The 17,995-nt window shown below is 63.2% G+C and carries 19 protein-coding genes; 8 read left to right on the top strand and 11 right to left on the bottom strand.

Translation table 11 applies throughout. The features are described 5' to 3' along the window. Positions 1–20: 20 nt before the first annotated feature. The 3 genes from HNR59_RS01655 (at position 21) to HNR59_RS01665 (ending at position 2,409) form a co-directional block, all read left to right on the top strand. The gene (locus tag HNR59_RS01655) at positions 21–1,286 is read left to right on the top strand and encodes a ubiquinone biosynthesis hydroxylase (protein ID WP_183825046.1); all 1,266 of its coding nucleotides are present in this window, start codon (positions 21–23) and stop codon (positions 1,284–1,286) included. Positions 1,287–1,325: 39 nt separating this feature from the next. Next, the gene (locus tag HNR59_RS01660) at positions 1,326–1,787 is read left to right on the top strand and encodes a YbaK/EbsC family protein (RefSeq protein WP_183825049.1); all 462 of its coding nucleotides are present in this window, start codon (positions 1,326–1,328) and stop codon (positions 1,785–1,787) included. Positions 1,788–1,971: 184 nt separating this feature from the next. Continuing rightward, positions 1,972–2,409 carry an OsmC family protein gene (locus HNR59_RS01665; protein ID WP_183825052.1) on the top strand — a complete coding sequence of 146 codons (438 nt, stop codon included), beginning with the start codon at positions 1,972–1,974 and terminating at the stop codon, positions 2,407–2,409. A gap of 72 nt (positions 2,410–2,481) precedes the next feature. Here the strand turns inward: HNR59_RS01665 and HNR59_RS01670 are convergent, their stop codons facing one another. The 6 genes from HNR59_RS01670 to HNR59_RS01695 all read right to left on the bottom strand — a co-directional run bounded on the left by HNR59_RS01670 (position 2,482) and on the right by HNR59_RS01695 (position 7,256). Then, positions 2,482–3,117, bottom strand: coding sequence for a YceH family protein (locus tag HNR59_RS01670; RefSeq protein ID WP_183825055.1), 636 nt, complete (start codon positions 3,115–3,117; stop codon positions 2,482–2,484). A 119-nt stretch (positions 3,118–3,236) separates the two neighbouring features. Further along, positions 3,237–4,016 (bottom strand): succinate dehydrogenase iron-sulfur subunit, encoded by a 780-nt coding sequence (locus HNR59_RS01675; RefSeq protein WP_183825058.1) that lies wholly within the window; start codon positions 4,014–4,016, stop codon positions 3,237–3,239. An 11-nt stretch (positions 4,017–4,027) separates the two neighbouring features. Continuing rightward, a complete protein-coding gene (sdhA, locus tag HNR59_RS01680) occupies positions 4,028–5,836 on the bottom strand; it encodes a succinate dehydrogenase flavoprotein subunit (protein ID WP_183825061.1) in 1,809 nt (602 codons plus the stop codon). A gap of 3 nt (positions 5,837–5,839) precedes the next feature. Next, on the bottom strand, positions 5,840–6,235 hold the full coding sequence (sdhD, locus tag HNR59_RS01685; protein WP_183825064.1) for a succinate dehydrogenase, hydrophobic membrane anchor protein: 396 nt from the start codon (positions 6,233–6,235) through the stop codon (positions 5,840–5,842). After that, on the bottom strand, positions 6,232–6,654 hold the full coding sequence (sdhC, locus tag HNR59_RS01690) for a succinate dehydrogenase, cytochrome b556 subunit (protein ID WP_183825068.1): 423 nt from the start codon (positions 6,652–6,654) through the stop codon (positions 6,232–6,234). The genes sdhD and sdhC overlap by 4 nt, the downstream gene beginning before the upstream one ends. A 230-nt stretch (positions 6,655–6,884) precedes the next feature. Then, positions 6,885–7,256, bottom strand: a complete 372-nt coding sequence (locus HNR59_RS01695; RefSeq protein ID WP_246374588.1) for a hypothetical protein — start codon at positions 7,254–7,256, stop codon at positions 6,885–6,887. A gap of 372 nt (positions 7,257–7,628) precedes the next feature. Between HNR59_RS01695 and HNR59_RS01700 the strand changes: the two genes are divergently transcribed. Next, positions 7,629–7,988 (top strand): hypothetical protein, encoded by a 360-nt coding sequence (locus tag HNR59_RS01700; RefSeq protein WP_183825071.1) that lies wholly within the window; start codon positions 7,629–7,631, stop codon positions 7,986–7,988. A 181-nt stretch (positions 7,989–8,169) separates the two neighbouring features. Here the strand turns inward: HNR59_RS01700 and leuC are convergent, their stop codons facing one another. The 5 genes from leuC to HNR59_RS01725 form a co-directional block, all read right to left on the bottom strand. Then, entirely contained in the window at positions 8,170–9,579 is a 1,410-nt protein-coding gene (gene leuC, locus HNR59_RS01705) for a 3-isopropylmalate dehydratase large subunit (protein WP_183825074.1), read from the bottom strand. Positions 9,580–9,893: 314 nt separating this feature from the next. Then, a complete protein-coding gene (locus tag HNR59_RS01710) occupies positions 9,894–10,712 on the bottom strand; it encodes an amino acid ABC transporter permease (protein ID WP_183825077.1) in 819 nt (272 codons plus the stop codon). 60 nt (positions 10,713–10,772) lie between these two features. Then, positions 10,773–11,570 carry a transporter substrate-binding domain-containing protein gene (locus HNR59_RS01715; protein ID WP_183825080.1) on the bottom strand — a complete coding sequence of 266 codons (798 nt, stop codon included), beginning with the start codon at positions 11,568–11,570 and terminating at the stop codon, positions 10,773–10,775. Positions 11,571–11,763: 193 nt separating this feature from the next. Continuing rightward, positions 11,764–12,297 (bottom strand): 50S ribosomal protein L19, encoded by a 534-nt coding sequence (gene rplS / locus HNR59_RS01720; RefSeq protein ID WP_183825083.1) that lies wholly within the window; start codon positions 12,295–12,297, stop codon positions 11,764–11,766. A 226-nt stretch (positions 12,298–12,523) separates the two neighbouring features. Next, positions 12,524–12,685 carry a hypothetical protein gene (locus HNR59_RS01725; protein WP_183825087.1) on the bottom strand — a complete coding sequence of 54 codons (162 nt, stop codon included), beginning with the start codon at positions 12,683–12,685 and terminating at the stop codon, positions 12,524–12,526. Positions 12,686–12,838: 153 nt separating this feature from the next. Between HNR59_RS01725 and HNR59_RS01730 the strand changes: the two genes are divergently transcribed. From HNR59_RS01730 to HNR59_RS01745, 4 genes are all read left to right on the top strand, one after another. Further along, positions 12,839–14,746 (top strand): propionyl-CoA synthetase, encoded by a 1,908-nt coding sequence (locus HNR59_RS01730; protein WP_183825091.1) that lies wholly within the window; start codon positions 12,839–12,841, stop codon positions 14,744–14,746. Positions 14,747–14,849: 103 nt separating this feature from the next. Beyond that, a complete protein-coding gene (locus HNR59_RS01735) occupies positions 14,850–16,613 on the top strand; it encodes an SLC13 family permease (protein WP_183831248.1) in 1,764 nt (587 codons plus the stop codon). Between the two features lie 82 nt (positions 16,614–16,695). Continuing rightward, positions 16,696–16,995, top strand: coding sequence for a hypothetical protein (locus tag HNR59_RS01740; RefSeq protein ID WP_183825094.1), 300 nt, complete (start codon positions 16,696–16,698; stop codon positions 16,993–16,995). A gap of 161 nt (positions 16,996–17,156) precedes the next feature. Continuing rightward, positions 17,157–17,873, top strand: a complete 717-nt coding sequence (locus HNR59_RS01745) for a helix-turn-helix transcriptional regulator (RefSeq protein WP_183825097.1) — start codon at positions 17,157–17,159, stop codon at positions 17,871–17,873. Positions 17,874–17,995: the final 122 nt, after the last annotated feature.

The following is a 17,995-nucleotide window of genomic DNA, read 5'->3' on the forward strand; positions in this document are numbered from 1 at the left end:
CCGGTGAAGAAGGTTGGACGATGACGGTCAAGAGCAAAGCGACGAAAACAGCGGAAAAGTCGGCCGGTGCCGACAAGCTCGACATTCTGATCGCAGGCGCCGGATATGTCGGGCTGGCCAGCGCCGTCGCCGTGAAGCATGCCCGCCCGAACCTCAGGGTTGCCGTGGTCGATGCCGCCCCTGCCGACGCCTGGCAGAAGGACAACCGCGCCTCCGCAATCGCCGCCGCCGCCTGCCGGATGCTGGAGCAACTCGATGTCTGGCACCGCGTCGCACCGCAAGCGCAGGCGATCACCGAAATGATCATCACCGATTCACGCACGGCCGATCCGGTGCGACCGGTGTTCCTCACTTTCGATGGCGAGGTGGGTGAGGGCGAACCCTTTGCCCACATGATCGCCAACCGCGACCTCAACGGCGCATTGCGCCCACGGGCGGCCGAACTCGGCATCGACATCATTCAGGGCGTGGGCGTGCAGGGGTTTGAAACCGATGGCGGCGGCATCACCGTGCAACTGGCGGATGGCGCTTCGCTGCGCTCCCGGCTGCTGGTCGCCGCCGACGGCGTGCGCTCGAGGCTGCGCGACCTGGCCGGCATCAAGACGGTGCACTGGGATTACGGCCAGTCCGGCATCGTCTGCACGGTGGCCCATGAGCGCCCGCATAATGGCCGCGCCGTGGAGCATTTCCTTCCTTCCGGCCCCTTCGCCATTCTGCCCCTGAAAGGCAACCGTTCCTCGCTGGTGTGGGCTGAACGGACGGAAGAAGCCGAGCGGCTCGTCAATGGCGACGAAATGATCTTCGAGGCGGAACTGGAGCGCCGCTTCGGACTGGAACTCGGTGAAATCCGCGTCGAGAACAAGCCGCGCGCATGGCCGCTCGGACTTACCCTCTCGCGCAGTTTCGTCGCCCCGCGTGTGGCGCTGGCCGGCGATGCCGCGCACGGCATCCACCCGATTGCCGGACAGGGCCTCAACCTCGGCTTCAGAGATGTGGCAGCACTTGCGGAAGTGATCGTCGAGGCCGACCGCCTGGGTCAGGACATCGGCGCACTCGACGTGCTGGAGCGCTACCAGCAATGGCGCCGGTTCGACACGGTGCAGATGGGCGTGACCACGGACGTTCTGACGCGGCTGTTCTCCAATGACAGCACCCCCCTGCGTTTCGCCCGCGACTTCGGTCTCGGGCTGGTCGAGCGCCTGCCACGGCTGAAGGACTTCTTCATTCGTCAGGCCGCAGGTCTTTCCCCCCACACGCCAAAACTGCTCCGGGGCGAGCCTATCTGAAGCCTTTCCCATCATCGCAGTCATTTCAGGAGGTGGCCCATGAGCCTCGAGTCCGTCCGTGCCTGGTTCAGCGAACATGCCCCCGACGTTGAAATCATCGTCACCGAGGAAAGCTCGGCAACGGTTGCGCTTGCCGCGGCGGCGCATGGCGTCGAACCTTCGCAGATTGCCAAGACCATCTGCCTCAGGGCTGCAGACCAGCCGCCCATGCTGATCGTCACCGGCGGACTCGCCCGTATCGACAACCGAAAGTTCAAGGACAGGTTCGGCGGCAAGGCACGCATGGCAGGCGCCGAGGAAGTGGTGGAACTCACCAGCCACCCGGTCGGAGGCGTATGCCCGTTCGGCCTGCCGGCCGCGCTGCCGATCTACTGCGATATCTCGCTGCGCGCATTCGCCGAGGTCGTGCCGGCCGCCGGCGCCACCAACGCCGCCGTGCGCATGGAAACCGAACGGCTGGCCGAACTGACCGGCGCCGAATGGGTGGATGTCTGCCAATAAAAGCATGCCCCAAAAGCTGGTCGGACCCGGAAAACGAGGTAAGGCGAAGGCCTGAAGCAACGGCATCTGGCTGCACCTGGACGCGACGCGCTTCAGGCAGCCTTGCCTTACAAAGCCGGCCGCGCGCACTATCTCTCCTTCATCAGGCAGGCGCCGCCTGCCAATCTGGCAGAAGGAGAAGATCATGAACCGTCACGCCACCGCCGTCTGGAAAGGCACGCTCACCGACGGAGCCGGCACGCTCGACACCCAGAGCGGGGCTTTCGCCGGCCAGCCCTATTCCTTCAAGGGCCGGTTCCAGGATGAAGAAGGCAAGTCAGGCACCAATCCCGAAGAACTGATCGCGGCCGCCCATGCCGGCTGCTTCGCCATGCAGCTTTCGCATTTTCTGGCCGAGAACGGCACCCCGGCCGAAGAACTGAAAGCGGAGGCCGTCGTCACTTACGGCCCGGCAGCAGGTGGCGGATTCGAGATCACCGAAAGCGCGCTGAAGCTGACCGGCAAGGTGCCGGGCATAGACGAGGCGAAGTTCCGGGAACTGGCCGAGAAGGCAAAGAGCGGCTGTCCCGTTTCAAAAGCGCTCGGTGCGATCAAGGTATCGCTCGACGCGAAACTCGCCTGAACCGCCGTTCCGGCAACACCCGGCACGAACAAAAAAGCCCCGGAAATCCGGGGCTTTTTTCATGAAACAGTCTCAGGCGCCCAACGCGTCCAGCCGTTCGGCGAGCTGGCGCACCTGCTCCTCAAGCGCTGCAATGCGCGCTTCAAGCTCTGCATCTCCGGCCACCACCACGGGGCCAGATGCCGCGGAAAGGGCTGCCACATCGACCGGCCCGCACAGAAGATGCACATAGCGATCCTCACGCTGGCCGGGACCACGGCCGATTTCCTGCACCAGCGGCGGACGCTTGCCGATCAGCATGTCGAGTTCGGTACGCAGATCGTCGGCGGAGGCGAAGCGTGCAAAGCGCTCGGCGCGCGCCAGAAGCTCGTGCACCGTTTGCGGGCCGCGCAGCATGAGCAGGCCAAGCAGTGCGGTCTGCGGCACGGTCAGCGAAAATTTCTGCGCCATCAGATGTTCGTAGCGCTCAACCCGCGACGCGAAGATCTGGCGCACGAAACCCTTCTGCTCCAGCATCTTGAGGCCGCGCAGTATATCCGGCTGGGTCAGCGCCATGACCGGATCGCGCGCAGTCTTCTGGTTCGCCGCCGCCAGAAGCGCATTCGATGTGAGCGGGTAGACGTCCGGCGTCAGTTCCTTCTTCTCGATAAGACAGCCCAGAATGCGGGCCTCAAGGGCGCTCAGCTGCGGCAATCCTTCGCTATCCATCGCTTTGAACTCTCCGATCCAGACAAAAAGGCCGCCACCGGGGTCCCGGCAGCGGCCTTGCTATAACCCATCGAAACCGGGGCGCAAACTTTTCGCGCCGGCTTTGAGGAATGCTGCCGTCAGACGCGGCGCTCCACCATCATCTTCTTGATCTCGGCGATCGCCTTGGCCGGGTTGAGGCCCTTGGGGCAGGTCTGCGCGCAGTTCATGATGGTGTGGCAGCGATAGAGCCGGAACGGATCCTCCAGGTTGTCGAGGCGCTCGCCCTTGGCTTCGTCGCGGGAATCGATCAGCCAGCGATAGGCCTGCAACAGCACGGCGGGACCGAGGTAGCGGTCACCGTTCCACCAGTAGCTCGGGCAGGAGGTGGAGCAGCAGGCGCACAGGATGCACTCGTAGAGGCCGTCCAGCTTCTCGCGGTCCTCGTGGCTCTGCAACCATTCCTTGGCCGGTTCGGGCGAAACGGTCTGCAGCCACGGCTCGATCGAGGCGTGCTGGGCATAGAAATTGTTGAGGTCGGGAACCAGATCCTTCACCACCTGCATGTGCGGCAGCGGATAGACCTTGATCGGCCCCTTGATCTCCTCAGAGCCCTTGGTGCAGGCCAGCGTGTTGGCGCCGTCGATGTTCATGGCGCAGGAACCGCAGATGCCTTCGCGGCAGGAGCGGCGCAGCGTCAGCGTCGGATCGATCTTGTTCTTGATCCACAACAGGCCGTCGAGAACCATCGGCCCGCAATCGTCCATGTCGACGAAATAGGTGTCGATGCGCGGATTCTCGTCGTCGTCGGGGGACCAGCGATAGATCCGGTACTCGCGCAGATTGGTGGCGCCTTCCGGCTTCGGCCAGGTCTTGCCCTGCCGGATCTGCGAGTTCTTGGGGAGCGTGAGTTCGACCATTTTTCAGATCCTCAATACACGCGCGCCTTGGGCGCGATCTTGGCCGGGTCGATGCCGCCATCCTCTGGCTTGATCTGCGGCTCGGTTTTCACCGGGCGGTAGGAGAGCGTGACCTTGCCATCGGGGCTGAGGTGCGAAAGCGTGTGCTTGCGCCAGTTCACGTCATCGCGTGCCGAGAAATCCTCACGCGCATGCGCGCCGCGGCTTTCCTTGCGCGCTTCTGCGCTGACGACCGTGGTGATGGCGTTGGCCATCAGGTTTTCCAGCTCCAGCGTTTCCACCAGATCGGAATTCCAGATCATCGAGTGATCGAAAACCTTGATGTCCTTCAGTTCGCCCCAGATCTGGGCGATGCGCTTGCAGCCATTCTCAAGCGATTCCTGGGTGCGGAACACGGCGGCGTCTTCCTGCATGGCGCGCTGCATGCGCTCGCGGATGACGGCAGTCGGCGTCGAGCCGTTAGCGTGGCGCAGGCGGTCGAAGCGCTCCATGATCTTGTCGCACGCGGCAACGTTCAGGTCCGGCACCGGCGCCTTGGCGTCGACGACCTCGGCGGCGCGGATGGCAGCCGCACGACCGAACACAACAAGATCGATCAGCGAGTTGGAGCCGAGACGGTTGGCGCCGTGCACCGAGGCGCAGCCGGCCTCGCCGACAGCCATCAGGCCGGGCGTCACGCGATTGGGATCGTCGGCGGTCGGATTGAGCGCTTCGCCCCAGTAGTTGGTCGGCACGCCGCCCATATTGTAGTGCACCGTCGGCAGCACCGGGATCGGCTCCTTGGTGAGGTCGACGCCGGCGAAGATCTTGGCCGACTCGGAGATGCCCGGCAGCCGCTCGTGCAGCACGGCCGGATCGAGATGGTCGAGATGCAGGAAGATGTGGTCCTTGTTCTTGCCCACGCCACGGCCTTCGCGGATTTCCAGCGTCATGCAGCGCGAAACCACGTCACGCGAGGCAAGGTCCTTGGCCGATGGCGCATAGCGCTCCATGAAGCGCTCGCCCTCGGAATTGACCAGATAGCCGCCCTCGCCGCGCGCGCCCTCGGTGATCAGGCAGCCCGCGCCATAGATGCCGGTCGGGTGGAACTGCACGAATTCCATGTCCTGAAGCGGCAGGCCGGCGCGTGCGACCATGCCGCCTCCGTCGCCGGTGCAGGTATGGGCGGAAGTGGCCGAGAAATAGGCGCGGCCATAGCCGCCGGTCGCCAGCACGACCATCTTGGCCGAGAAGCGGTGGATGGTGCCGTCATCGAGGTTCCAGGCCACCACACCAGTGCAGGTGCCGTCCTGATCCATGATCAGGTCGAGCGCGAAATACTCGATGAAGAACTGCGCATGGTGCTTCAGCGACTGGCCGTAGAGGGTGTGCAGGATGGCGTGGCCGGTACGGTCTGCGGCAGCGCAGGTGCGCTGCACGGGTGGGCCATCGCCGAAATTCTGCATATGGCCGCCGAACGGGCGCTGATAGATCTTGCCTTCCTCGGTGCGCGAGAACGGCACGCCGTAATGCTCAAGCTCGTAGACGGCAGCCGGCGCCTCGCGCGCCAGATATTCCATGGCGTCGGTATCGCCCAGCCAGTCGGAGCCCTTCACGGTGTCGTAGAGATGCCAGTGCCAGTGATCCGGCCCCATGTTGCGCAGCGAGGCGGCGATGCCGCCCTGTGCCGCGACCGTATGCGAACGGGTCGGGAAAACCTTGGTGATGCAGGCCGTCTTCAGCCCCTGCTCGGCCATGCCGAGCGTAGCGCGCAGGCCGGCACCGCCGGCGCCGACGACGACGACATCGAATTTATGATCGACATAAGTATAGGCGGCCACGGGTCAGCCTCCGAATGCAAGCTTGAGCAGGGCAAAGATCGAAGCGATGCCGACTGCTGCGGTAAAGAAGGTGTTGAGGAGGAGGCACACCAGCTTGATGCCTTCGGCGTGAACGTAGTCCTCGATGATGACCTGCATGCCGAGACGCATGTGGTAGAGGCCGGAAACCAGCATGGCGACCATGACCAGCGCCACGGCGGGATGAGCGAGCGCTGCGCGCACCTCATCATAGCCCGCCCCGTTCATGACGATCAGGAAGCCGACGAAGAACAGGAACAGCGGAATGTTGGCCACTGCGGTCAGACGCTGGCGCCAGAAATGCATGGTGCCTTCATGGGCGGAGCCCAGCCCGCGCACCTTGGCCAGCGGCGTACGCATATCCTTGCGGGAACGACTCATGCCCAGCCTCCCCGAACCATCAGGCCCACAACCCAGACCGCAATCGTCAGCACCACCGAGCCCACCACGGTCGCCCATGCGAGCTTCGAGGCCGTGTGCTTCTCAAGCGCAGCACCCGTATCCCAGATGAAGTGGCGGATGCCGCCCAGCATATGCAGCATCAGCGCCCATGTGTAGCCGAACAGGATCAGCCGGCCGATGATGGTGCCGAAAAGCCAGTTGACGTAGTCGAAGCTTTCTTTCGATCCGGCGGCGGCGATCAGCCAGAACGCGACCAGAACGGTGCCGACATAAAGCGCGCCGCCGGTGATGCGGTGCAGGATCGACGTGGTCATCGTGATCTTCGGCCGGTAGACCGTCAGATGCGGCGATAGCGGCCTTGGTCTCGGCTGCGCGTGGGTGGCTGGTGAACGGCTCATGGCTCCCCCAATTGAGCTCCACCGATACAGGCCGTCGGACGCATATGCGTCATGGCCGGCTCGGAAAGCGACTTTAAGGACAGCGGCGTTCTAGAACTCTTTTTGCACCGCGTCAAAGCCAGAAAACCGTTTCCTATTCATAATTTAGTCTGAACAATTCGATTCGGTGACATTCAACCGGTTAAGAAATTCAAGATCAGCCGCGCGAATACTTAAGTTGACAAAAATAGTCATCTTGTACAGGTGAGTGGAGAATGGCGTCCTTTGACCACCAGTGCCTCACGCCCGTCCAGCACAACTGCATCCACGCCCTTGCCGTAGCGGCTGCGCTGATTTGCCGGTGCGGCCGGCAGCTCTTCCTCTTCGTCCAGTCCCATGACCCGGATGGAACTGCCGAGATTGCGGATCGTCATCATTGACCCATCGGCACAGTTATATGTGGAGGTAGAGGGTTGCGAGACCTCCTTCTCAGCCGTGATGGTCATCGAGGTTTTCTCGCCGTCGGGACCGATCAGCGCCTTGTCTTCAGGCACTTTCGCGCCCTGACCGGACACGCAGGCCGCGCAGGCAACAGGAAGAAGAACGAAAGCCACCCTCGCCATCCGGCACAGTTTCATGCGGTGATACCTCCAAGGGGAACCGAACCGGACTGCCAGAGCAAACATGCCCCGAGGCGGCATCCGGACGCGAATCAATTCGATCGTCTGCATCTGCAAACCGAACCATGCGCCCACGAGCGGTGGCGCGGCACGATGTAACCGCGCTCCCCTTTCAGGATCAAGGGCAACGCACGCCTTTCACGAGAAAGCGGTGGAGCACCTTGAAAACAGCCTTTGATATCAGCTACATAGGAAGCACTTTCAGAAAAGAAGCCGCGCTCTTCTTCTGCCTCTTAACAAAGATTAAGAAATAGTTAATTCTGCATCCTGAAATCTTGCGGGGAAGCCCTCTCCGCAGTCCTGAAGGAGGCAGAAATGCCGCATATTCACCATCTGCTGCGTGCTGCGGGTTTCGGTCTTGCAGCGCTGTGCGCCGGGGCTGCCGTTCCGGCCAGCGCCTTTCAGAACAACGACCATGTCTACGCTGATTCGTTCGGCAATCTCGTGGTCGACAGTGCCGCCGGCTACAAGCGCATCGTCGTCGGGCAGGGTCACATGGCACGGCACACGGCTGCGAACACGACCACAGGTGAGCCGCGTGTCGTCTATCTGGACGGAGCGGAACAGGAGGCGGCATGGTCCGACTGCTACCGGCCGCCGGTCTTCGTCAAGGGCCGCAGCTACATGTACGGGCTCGCCGAGGGCGAGATGCCGGAACTGAGTCCCTGCCGCTAGAGCATTTTGCAGCCCGATGTAGACATCTGGCGTCGCATAAATACGTTTAAAAACAAATAGGTATGGCATTTCTCCGATGCGACGAAAAGCAGAAATGCTCGAACGGCAGCCGGAGTAGCCAGAAAGAAAAAGCCCCGCGCGGATCGCACGGGGCCTTTTTCAAATATGTGGGTGGAACGGCTTACTGCCAGTCGCGAATGTCGACGAAATGGCCGGCAATCGCCGCTGCAGCCGCCATGGCCGGCGAAACCAGATGGGTGCGGCCCTTGAAGCCCTGACGGCCCTCGAAATTGCGGTTCGATGTCGACGCGCAGCGCTCATGCGGCTTCAGCCGGTCGTCATTCATGGCAAGACACATGGAGCAGCCCGGCTCACGCCAGTCGAAGCCGGCCTCGATGAAGATCTTGTCCAGACCCTCGGCCTCGGCCTGTGCCTTCACAAGGCCCGAACCCGGCACGATCATGGCATTGACGCGCGGATTGACCTTTTTGCCCCTGGCGACCGCCGCAACGGCGCGCAGGTCTTCGATACGGCCATTGGTGCAGGAGCCGATGAAGACACGGTCGATCTCGATGTCGGTGATCTTCGTGCCGGCCGTCAGCCCCATATATTCCAGCGCGCGCTTCTTGGAATTGCGCTTGTTCTCGTCCTCGATCAACTCCGGATCGGGAACCGTTCCGGTGACGGACACCACGTCTTCCGGGGATGAGCCCCATGTGACGATCGGCGGCAGCGAGGCTGCGTCCAGCACCACGACCTTGTCGTAATGCGCGCCCTCGTCGGTCTTCAGCGTCTTCCAGTAATCGACCGCCATGTCCCACGCCTTGCCTGTCGGCGCGCGGGGCTTGTCCTTCACATAGTCGAAGGTGATCTCGTCGGGCGCGATGAGGCCGGCGCGGGCACCACCTTCGATCGACATGTTGCAGACCGTCATGCGGCCTTCCATGGACAGCGAGCGGATCGCCTCGCCGGCATATTCGATGACATAGCCGGTGCCGCCGGCCGTGCCGATCTCACCGATGATGGCGAGGATGATGTCCTTGGCGGTGACGCCATCGGGCAACTGCCCGTCGACGCGCACCAGCATGTTCTTCGCCTTCTTCTGGATCAGCGTCTGGGTGGCGAGCACATGCTCCACCTCCGAGGTACCGATGCCGTGCGCCAGCGCGCCGAAAGCGCCGTGCGTCGAGGTGTGGCTGTCGCCGCACACGATGGTCATGCCGGGAAGGGTAAAACCCTGCTCGGGACCGATGATGTGGACGATGCCCTGCCGGCGGTCCTTCTCGGAGTAGTATTCCACGCCGAAGTCGGCGGCATTGCGGGCCAGAGCCTCGACCTGAATGCGGCTTTCCTCGTTCTTGATGCCGTTGACGCGGTCGGGCGAAGTCGGAACGTTATGATCGACCACGGCCAGCGTGCGCTCGGGATGGCGGACCTTGCGGCCAGCCATGCGCAGCCCTTCGAAGGCCTGCGGGCTGGTCACTTCATGCACGAGATGGCGGTCGATGTAGAGCAGGCAGGTGCCGTCGTCCTGGCGATCGACCACGTGATCGTCGAAAATCTTGTCATAGAGGGTGCGCGGTGCGCTCATTTGCGTAAATCCGTCGACAATGGAAAGGGAGGCCCTCAAGCCGGGCCGATGGCGATCAGGCGCGCTTTAGCGAAGTCGGCTTGTCGCCGAGCCTGAGACCCACGCAAAGAACCGTGCCGGCAGACGCTTCTTGTCCTGCAGCACGAACCCTTTGTAGCACGGGTCTCCAAACAGTTCTTCCATCACCCCTAGATACCAATCTTTTGCCGACACGGCAATTGCCCACGCACGCGCACCCTGCGGCCAGTGCGCGCGTCGGTTGATGGGGTCCGCAATGACGGCGCTTGCCGCAGATGATCGGGACGGGCCGCAGACTACACGCCGCGCCCCTTGCGCATGCGCCGCTCCAGCGCCCTCAGCGCGAGCGAAAGGCTCAGCGTCAGCACGAGATAGATATAGGCCACGATCGCATAGGTCTCGAAGAAGCGGAACGAACCGGTGGCGTAGACCTTGCCCATCTGGGTGATATCGGCCACGCCAAGCACCGAGACCAGCGAGGAGTCCTTCACCATGGCGACGAAATCATTGCCGAGCGGCGGCAGGATGGTGCGGATCGCCTGCGGCAGGACGATCAGGCGAAAACGCTGGAAACGGCTCAGACCGAGTGCCTTCGCCGCCTCGATCTGCCCCGCCTCGACCGACTGGATGCCGGCACGGAACACTTCGGCGATGAAAGCCGAATAGCCGATGGTGAGAGCCATGATGGCGCGCCACAGCAGCGAAACGTCGCGCACATGCAATGGCTTCAGCAATCCGGCGTCCTGAAGGGAGGCCGTCAGCGCATTCCACCCTGCGACAAAGGCAGGTGCGCCGACAAAGGCGATCCAGAACAAAAGGACGAGGATCGGCACCCCACGGATCACCTCGACATAGAAGCGCGAAATCTGGCGAAGCCATATCGATCCCGAAAGCCCCATCAGGGCGACGAGCAGCCCCAGGGTCGAAGCAAGGCTGAAACCGACCAGCGTGACGAATATGGTGATCCCGAGGCCCTGTATGACGGTCGAAAAGACCTGCGCATAAAGGTCGTTGGTGGCAACGAAAACCGCAACAGCGACTGCAATCGCAGCAGCGACTGCAAGCCACCAGGGAAAATCAGCTTTCGTGCGCGAAGCGGTCGGGGGAACCTGCATCTCGAAAATGCGGGAACCGGGCGTCCGGCATGAACCGGACAGCCGGCCCTGCCTGATCCGTTACTGGCCCATCCTGTAGTCGAGGAACCATTTCTTGTTCAGGGCATCGAGAGTGCCATCGGCCTTCATCGCGGCGATCACCGCATTGATGGGCGCAACGAGATCGGACCCTTTCTGGAAAATGAAACCGAACTCTTCATTGCCCAGCGGGCCGCCGATGATCTTCAGCTTGCCCTCCGAAGTATCGACATATCCCTGGGCGGCAACACCATCGGTCAGCACCAGATCGACGTCGCCGGCCTTGAGGGCCTGCACGGTCGCACCGAACGTTTCCAGCAGCTTGATGCGCGGATTCTGTTCGTTGCCGTCGAGAATATCGTAGACTGACACGAAAAACGGCGTGGTGCCGGGTTGCGCTGCGATCAGCCCGTCCTCGAAAGCGGCGAAGGACTTCTCGTCGGAAAAGCGGTCTTCATCGGCCCGAACCAGCATCCGCATTTCCGAATGCATGTAGGGGTCGGAGAAGTCCACCTTCTGCTTGCGCTCTTCCTTGATGGTGATGCCGGTCATGCCGATATTGTATTCGCCATCGGCAACGGCCTGCATCATCGCGTCCCACGACGTGTTCTGATATTCGACCTTGAAATTCAGGCGCCTGGCCATTTCGGCCATGGCGTCATATTCCCAGCCGATCTTCCCACCCGTCTTGGGATCCACGAACTGCAGCGGCGGATAGGCATTTTCCGTCACCACCGTGATCGTTCTGCCGCCAAGATCGGGAAGCGACTGCGCCACGGCCGTCAGGGGCGAGAGAACACAGGCCAGCAAACCCGCCAATGCGATGGTAAACCTGTTCATGCGGCGCTCCGGTGTAGGAAAATTTCAGGTGAAATGGCTGGTATCAGCCAAGATTAGCCAACTGCCGGCCGCTTGCAAGACACGTCGTTCGCCGAAACGGTCGGCAGGCGAAAAAGCTCCGAAAGCTTCTGCATGGCAGTTACGAAAAAGGCGGCCGAAGCCGCCTTTCCGATATTTTCTGCTGAAAAACAGCTTACTCGGCCGAAGCAGCCTCGGCGGCAGCAGCTTCCGCGGAGGCCTTTTCAGCGGCTTCCTGAGCGGCCTTCTCGGCAGCCAGAGCCTGCGCTGCGGCGACCTTCTCGGCCTCGATGCGGGCCTTCTCGGCGTTCAGCGCCTCGCGCTCGGCATCGTTGAGCTTGCGGGCGCGAACGCCCGTGTTCTCCGAGATGCGCGCGGACTTGCCGCGACGGTCACGCAGGTAATAGAGCTTGGCGCGGCGAACCTTGCCGCGACGCACGACGTCGACGCTTTCGACCATCGGCGAGTAGATCGGGAACACGCGCTCCACGCCTTCGCCGTAGGAAATCTTGCGGACGGTGAAATTCTCATGCAGGCCCGAGCCCGAACGCGCGATGACGACGCCTTCATAGGCCTGAACGCGGGTACGGCTGCCTTCCGTGATGCGCACATTGACGCGCACGGTATCGCCGGGCTGGAATTCGGGAAGCTTGCGCTTTTCTTCGATCTTTGCGGCCTGCTCGGCCTCAAGCTGACGGATGATATCCATCTTTCAATCCACTTCTTGTTCTTCCGACAGCCAGAGCGCCCTGCACTCGCCGCAGCAGTACCATGACCGCTGGGCTATGCCGCCGACCGTGAAGGCCTTTGGCAGGGGCGGCTACACCGTCCTGTATTGACGGGTGACCCGGACCGGAAGACCCATTTCTCCGATCCGGTCGGGGCGATACACCATTCCGGCCGCTTTGTCACGGGGCAAGGCCCCCAATCTGCACTCAGCGACCGTGACTGGCTGCCGCAGCCAGAGCCATCAGCCCCAGCGCCAGCACCGCCAGCTTCCAGAAATCCGCGCGTCGCCTCAGGCCGGGCAGGCCGAGCGGCTTGATCAGGTGAAACACCATCATCGCAAGGATCAGGAAGGCGAGGATCTTCGTCATGCCGCTTTTGAGCAGCCCCGGCCCGTTCTGTCAAAGCACTTGCACCTGCGGCAGTCCGTCTCCCCAATCCGGCCATTGGCCCTTAGTCAGATGGACGCCCCCCCTTCGCAGGGGTTACAAACCTGTCGAGGAGAATTGGGAGGTTCTTGAAACATGGTATCGCGTTATCATCAGGTCTATGCCGACTGGAAGCGGGACCCTGAAGCATTCTGGTCGCAAGCCGCGCGCGACATCGACTGGTTCACGCCCTTCGATAAAGTGTTCGACGCCGACGCCGGCGTCTATGGAAGCTGGTTTCCCGGCGCAACCTGCAACACCTGCTACAACGCGCTCGACCGGCACGTCGCCAATGGCCGCGCCGACCAGACAGCGGTGATCCACGACAGCGCCATCACCGGCACGAAGCAGAGCCTGACCTATGGCGAACTGCTGCGCGAAGTTGTGGCGCTTTCCGCCGTTCTCGCCAATCATGGCGTGACCAGGGGCGACCGGGTGATCATCTACATGCCCATGATCACCGAGGCTGTGGTGTCGATGCTGGCCTGCGCCCGTCTCGGCGCCATCCATTCCGTGGTCTTCGGCGGTTTCGCAGCGCGCGAACTGGCCACCCGCATCAATGACGCCCGTCCGAAACTGGTCATCTCCGCATCCTGCGGGCTGGAGCCCAACCGCATCGTGGCCTACAAGCCGCTGCTCGATGAGGCGATCGCGCTTTCGGAACACCGCCCGCAGCATTGCGTCGTGTTCCAGCGCGAGCAGCTTGGCTGCGACCTGATCGAAGGCCGCGACATCGACTATGCTGAAGCCGTTGCTCGGGAAAAGGAAGCCGGCACGCAAGTGCCCTGCGTGCCCGTCGCCTCCACCGATCCGCTCTATGTGCTCTACACCTCCGGCACCACCGGCCAGCCCAAGGGCGTGGTGCGTGACAATGGCGGCCACATGGTCATGCTGAAATGGTCCATGGAAAACGAGTTCGGCATCAGGCCGGGCGAAGTGTTCTGGGCTGCTTCCGACGTCGGCTGGGTGGTCGGCCATTCCTATATCGTCTATGCGCCGCTGCTGCATGGCTGCACCACCGTCGTCTTCGAGGGCAAGCCGGTCGGCACGCCCGATGCCGGCACCTACTGGCGCGTCATTTCCGATCATGGCGTGGTCGCCCTGTTCACCGCGCCGACCGCCTTCCGCGCCATCAAGGGACAGGACCCGCAGGGCGAATTCATCGGCAAATACGACCTGTCGACCTTCCGCACGCTGTTCCTCGCCGGGGAGCGCGCCGACCCCGAGACCATCAAATGGGCCGAGCAGCGCCTCGGCATTCCCGTCATCGACCACTGGTGGCAGACGGAGACCGGCGCCCCGATTACCCAGAATCCGGTCGGCCTCGGCATGCTGCCGGTCAAATATGGCTCGCCCGGCGTTCCCATGCCCGGCTACGACATCAGGGTGCTGGACGAGGCCGGCCACGAGGTGCCGCCCGGAACGCTCGGCAATGTCGTTCTGAAACTGCCTCTGCCACCCGGCTGCCTGCCGACGCTGTGGGAGGCGGAAGATCGCTTCCGCAAATCCTATCTCGATGCCTTCCCCGGCTTCTACAACACCGCCGATGCCGGCATCCTCGACGAAGACGGCTATCTCTTCGTCATGGCGCGCACCGACGACATCATCAACGTCGCCGGCCACCGCCTCTCCACCGGGGCGATGGAGGAAGTTCTGGCCGCCCATCCCGATGTGGCCGAATGCGCGGTGATCGGCGTTTCCGACACGCTCAAGGGCCAGTCGCCGCTGGGATTCGTGGTGCTCAATGCCGGTGTCGCCCGCGACACGGTCGCCATCGAGCAGGAAGTGGTGACGCTGGTGCGCGAGCGCATCGGGCCGGTCGCCGCCTTCAAGACGGTGCTGACCATCAAGCGCCTGCCCAAAACGCGCTCCGGCAAGGTGCTGCGCGCCACCATGCAGAAGATCGCCGACCGGCAGGAATGGAAGATGCCGGCCACCATCGACGATCCGGCCGTTCTCGACGAGATCGACGCAGTGCTGAAGTCGCGCGGAATAGGCCATTGAAACATGATGCCGCTTGACATGGGCATCGCGGCATAATCTTTCCCTGTTCAGACGGAAAACGCCGCCATGCGGCGTTTTTCTTTGTCGATCGGGAAAAATCATGCTGACACTGCCGCAGACCCTGTCATTTGCCGTCATCATCCTGATGATGGCGGCCTTCATATGGGGGCGCCTGCGTTACGATCTGGTCGCGGCCCTGTCGCTGCTGGCCGCCGTGGCGGTCGGCGTGGTGCCGTTCGACGAGGCGTTTTCCGGCTTCAGCGACGACATCGTCATCATCGTCGGCAGCGCGCTGCTGGTGAGCGCCGGCGTCGCCCGCAGCGGCATCATGGAATTTGCGCTGCAGCGCTATGCGCCCGGCGTCACCTCGGTGCGCGCGCAGCTTGCCCTGCTGGTCGTCACCGTCGCCATACTGTCCGCCTTCGTGAAGAACATCGGCGCGCTGGCGATCATGATCCCCATCGCCTTCCAGTTCGCCCGCCGCTCCGGTGTGTCGCCGTCCACCTTCCTGATGCCGATGGCCTTTGCCTCGCTGCTCGGCGGGCTGATGACGCAGATCGGAACCTCGCCCAACGTGGTGGTGCCGCGCCTGCGCGAGGAACTGACCGGCACGTCCTTCACCATGTTCGACTTCACCCCGGTCGGGCTGGCGCTGACGGCGGCCGGCTGCGTGTTCCTCACCCTGTTCTATTTCCTCGTGCCGGCGCGCGAGCGCAACGACAATGGCCTGAACGCGGCACTTGCCATCGAGAACTATTCCGCCGAAGCGCGCATCACCGCCACCTCAACGGTGGCGGGAAAACCCCTGTCGGCCCTGCTCAGGATTTCCGCCGGCGAAGCTGCCATAACCGCGATATTGCGGGCTGGCGGATTGCGGATCGCGCCGCTGCCGGACGCCATATTGCACGAGGACGACATCGTGCTGATCGAGGGCGGACAGGAAGCGCTCGACCGGCTGGTCGCGCAGGCCAAGCTCGAAGTGGGCGCAGGACGTGGCAAGGGCGCCGGGCCCGAGACCATGGCCGTGGAAGCCGTGGTCACCCAGAATTCCAGCCTCATCGGCTGGTCGGCCCAGCATCTGATGCTCTACGACCGCTTCAATGTGAATCTGCTCGCCGTCTCCCGCAAGGGCACGAGGCTCAACCAGCGGCTCGGCAGCATCACCCTCAATTTCGGCGACATCGTCATGCTGCGCGGCGACAGCCAGACCCTGCCGCAGTTCCTCAAGGATTTCGAGCTCCTGCCGCTTGCCGAAAGGCAGGTGCTGCTGGGCTCCGTGCGGCGCGGGCTGGTGCCGGTGTCGATCCTCATCGCCGCCATGGGCGCGACCGCGCTCGGCCTGCTGCCGGTGGCGCTGGCCTTCTTCGCCGCCGCTGTGGCCATGGTGCTGTTTCGCGCCATTCCGCTGCGCGAGGCCTACGATGCGCTGGATGGCCCCATCCTGGTTATGCTCGCCGCCCTCATTCCGGTCAGCGAATCGCTGCGCACCACCGGCGCAACCGATGTGATCGCGGCCGTTCTCGCCGATCTCGGCCACATGCTGCCCGGCGAAGGCGCGCTGGCGCTCATGCTGATCGCTGCGATGATGGTGACGCCCTTCCTCAACAATGCCGCGACGGTTCTGGTCATGGCGCCGATCGCCGCAAGCTTCGCCGCCAATCTGGGCTACCGGCCGGAAGCCTTCCTGATGGCTGTGGCGATCGGCGCCGGCTGCGATTTCCTGACCCCCATCGGCCACCAGTGCAACACGCTGGTGATGGGCCCCGGCGGCTACCGCTTCTCGGATTATCCGCGGCTCGGCCTGCCGCTTTCGTTCATGGTCGTCATCGTGGCCGTTCCGATGCTGATGCTGGTCTGGCCGCTATAGACATTTGCCTCCGCGGCTGCTGACAGAGAGCTGTCAGCAGCTCTGTGCGATGTTGCTCCCTTCAGATTGCAAGGAGAGCCACATGACCCGCACCGGCATTTTTTCCGCGCTCGCGCGCTACGTCGCATGGTCGCGCCTCCGTCGCAGACAGGTGCGAACCATACGCCTGCTGGCATCCCTGCCACCGGAAATCCAGGCCGACATAGGCTGGCCCGATTTCCATGTCGCAATGGACGGTTTCGTCCGCCTGCCTCCCGGCATAGGCCAGCCCGACTCCGCCGTGGCGCGGTTGCGCCCGCGCACCGCCCTTCCCGGCCCAGCCGCGCAACACCAGCAAGCGAGCTGGAAACTGCCCTCGCTGCCGCCAAGGCGCGCCGCCTGACCGCGCCGTGTGCAGGGAGCCGGTGGCTGCTGACACCATGCTGTCAGCAGGGCTGTGGCAAAAGCAGCCGGGCCAGATAATGCTTGGCACGAGCCGTCCGAAGGGAGATTGTCAGGAATTGGCAGCAAGGGCTCGGGGGACAGACGCCGAGGGAGCGAACAATGCGCAGGGCCGACAGGCTTTTCCAGATCGTGCAGCATCTGCGCGGTGGCCGGCTGGTCACCGCCCGCAAGCTGGCGACCTGGCTGGAAGTGTCCGAACGCACCATCTATCGCGACATAGCCGACCTGCAATCGACCGGCGTGCCGATCGACGGCGAGGCCGGCGTCGGCTATCTGATGCGGGAAGGTTTCGACCTTCCGCCGCTGATGTTCACGCGTGACGAGATCGTGGCGCTGGTCGCCGGAGCCCGCATGGTGCGCGCCTTCGGCGGTGCAGCCATGGCCCGCGCCGCCGACGAGGCGCTGGTGAAGATCGGCGCAGTTCTGCCGCAGACCGAGCGAGAACGCATCGCCCGCACGGAAATCCATACCCCTTTGTGGGTGCTCACCGACAGCGCCCGCGAAGCCATCGACATCATCGAGCGCGCCGTCGAAAAGCGGCAGGTGCTGACCCTCGACTACAGCGACGAGGCAGGGCGCGCCACGATGCGCGACATCCGCCCGCTTGGCCTGTGGTTCTGGGGAAAGGTGTGGACGCTGATCGCATGGTGCGAAATGCGCAACGACTTCCGCGCCTTCCGCATCGACCGCATCAGCTCCCTGGTCAGAGCCGGGCGGGCTTTCAGGCCCGAGCCCGGCAAACAGTTGACGGATTTTTACCGCGCCGTGGAAGACAGCGAGACCTACGGCACCGGGCCGACGGCCCGGGGCATGTAAGCGCCACCAAAGCGTGTCGCGATCTTTCAGATTCGCTCCTTACGCTTTAAGTTCCTGTTCTTACGCATGTCGTTATCTTGAAACCGGTTCCCACTTTCGCGCGGCATGCTTTATAGCCGTTC

It is taken from the genome of Aquamicrobium lusatiense (assembly GCF_014201615.1).
GTDB classification, from domain to species: domain Bacteria; phylum Pseudomonadota; class Alphaproteobacteria; order Rhizobiales; family Rhizobiaceae; genus Mesorhizobium; species Mesorhizobium lusatiense.

Coding starts and splice junctions, on each gene's coding strand:
- HNR59_RS01655 (WP_183825046.1), top strand. CDS start 21: ATGACGGTCAAGAGCAAAGCGACGAAAACAGCGGAAAAGTCGGCCGGT.
- HNR59_RS01660 (WP_183825049.1), top strand. CDS start 1,326: ATGAGCCTCGAGTCCGTCCGTGCCTGGTTCAGCGAACATGCCCCCGAC.
- HNR59_RS01665 (WP_183825052.1), top strand. CDS start 1,972: ATGAACCGTCACGCCACCGCCGTCTGGAAAGGCACGCTCACCGACGGA.
- HNR59_RS01670 (WP_183825055.1), bottom strand. CDS start 3,117: ATGGATAGCGAAGGATTGCCGCAGCTGAGCGCCCTTGAGGCCCGCATT.
- HNR59_RS01675 (WP_183825058.1), bottom strand. CDS start 4,016: ATGGTCGAACTCACGCTCCCCAAGAACTCGCAGATCCGGCAGGGCAAG.
- sdhD (WP_183825064.1), bottom strand. CDS start 6,235: ATGAGTCGTTCCCGCAAGGATATGCGTACGCCGCTGGCCAAGGTGCGC.
- sdhC (WP_183825068.1), bottom strand. CDS start 6,654: ATGAGCCGTTCACCAGCCACCCACGCGCAGCCGAGACCAAGGCCGCTA.
- HNR59_RS01695 (WP_246374588.1), bottom strand. CDS start 7,256: ATGGCGAGGGTGGCTTTCGTTCTTCTTCCTGTTGCCTGCGCGGCCTGC.
- HNR59_RS01700 (WP_183825071.1), top strand. CDS start 7,629: ATGCCGCATATTCACCATCTGCTGCGTGCTGCGGGTTTCGGTCTTGCA.
- leuC (WP_183825074.1), bottom strand. CDS start 9,579: ATGAGCGCACCGCGCACCCTCTATGACAAGATTTTCGACGATCACGTG.
- HNR59_RS01710 (WP_183825077.1), bottom strand. CDS start 10,712: ATGCAGGTTCCCCCGACCGCTTCGCGCACGAAAGCTGATTTTCCCTGG.
- HNR59_RS01715 (WP_183825080.1), bottom strand. CDS start 11,570: ATGAACAGGTTTACCATCGCATTGGCGGGTTTGCTGGCCTGTGTTCTC.
- rplS (WP_183825083.1), bottom strand. CDS start 12,297: ATGGATATCATCCGTCAGCTTGAGGCCGAGCAGGCCGCAAAGATCGAA.
- HNR59_RS01725 (WP_183825087.1), bottom strand. CDS start 12,685: ATGACGAAGATCCTCGCCTTCCTGATCCTTGCGATGATGGTGTTTCAC.
- HNR59_RS01730 (WP_183825091.1), top strand. CDS start 12,839: ATGGTATCGCGTTATCATCAGGTCTATGCCGACTGGAAGCGGGACCCT.
- HNR59_RS01740 (WP_183825094.1), top strand. CDS start 16,696: ATGACCCGCACCGGCATTTTTTCCGCGCTCGCGCGCTACGTCGCATGG.
- HNR59_RS01745 (WP_183825097.1), top strand. CDS start 17,157: ATGCGCAGGGCCGACAGGCTTTTCCAGATCGTGCAGCATCTGCGCGGT.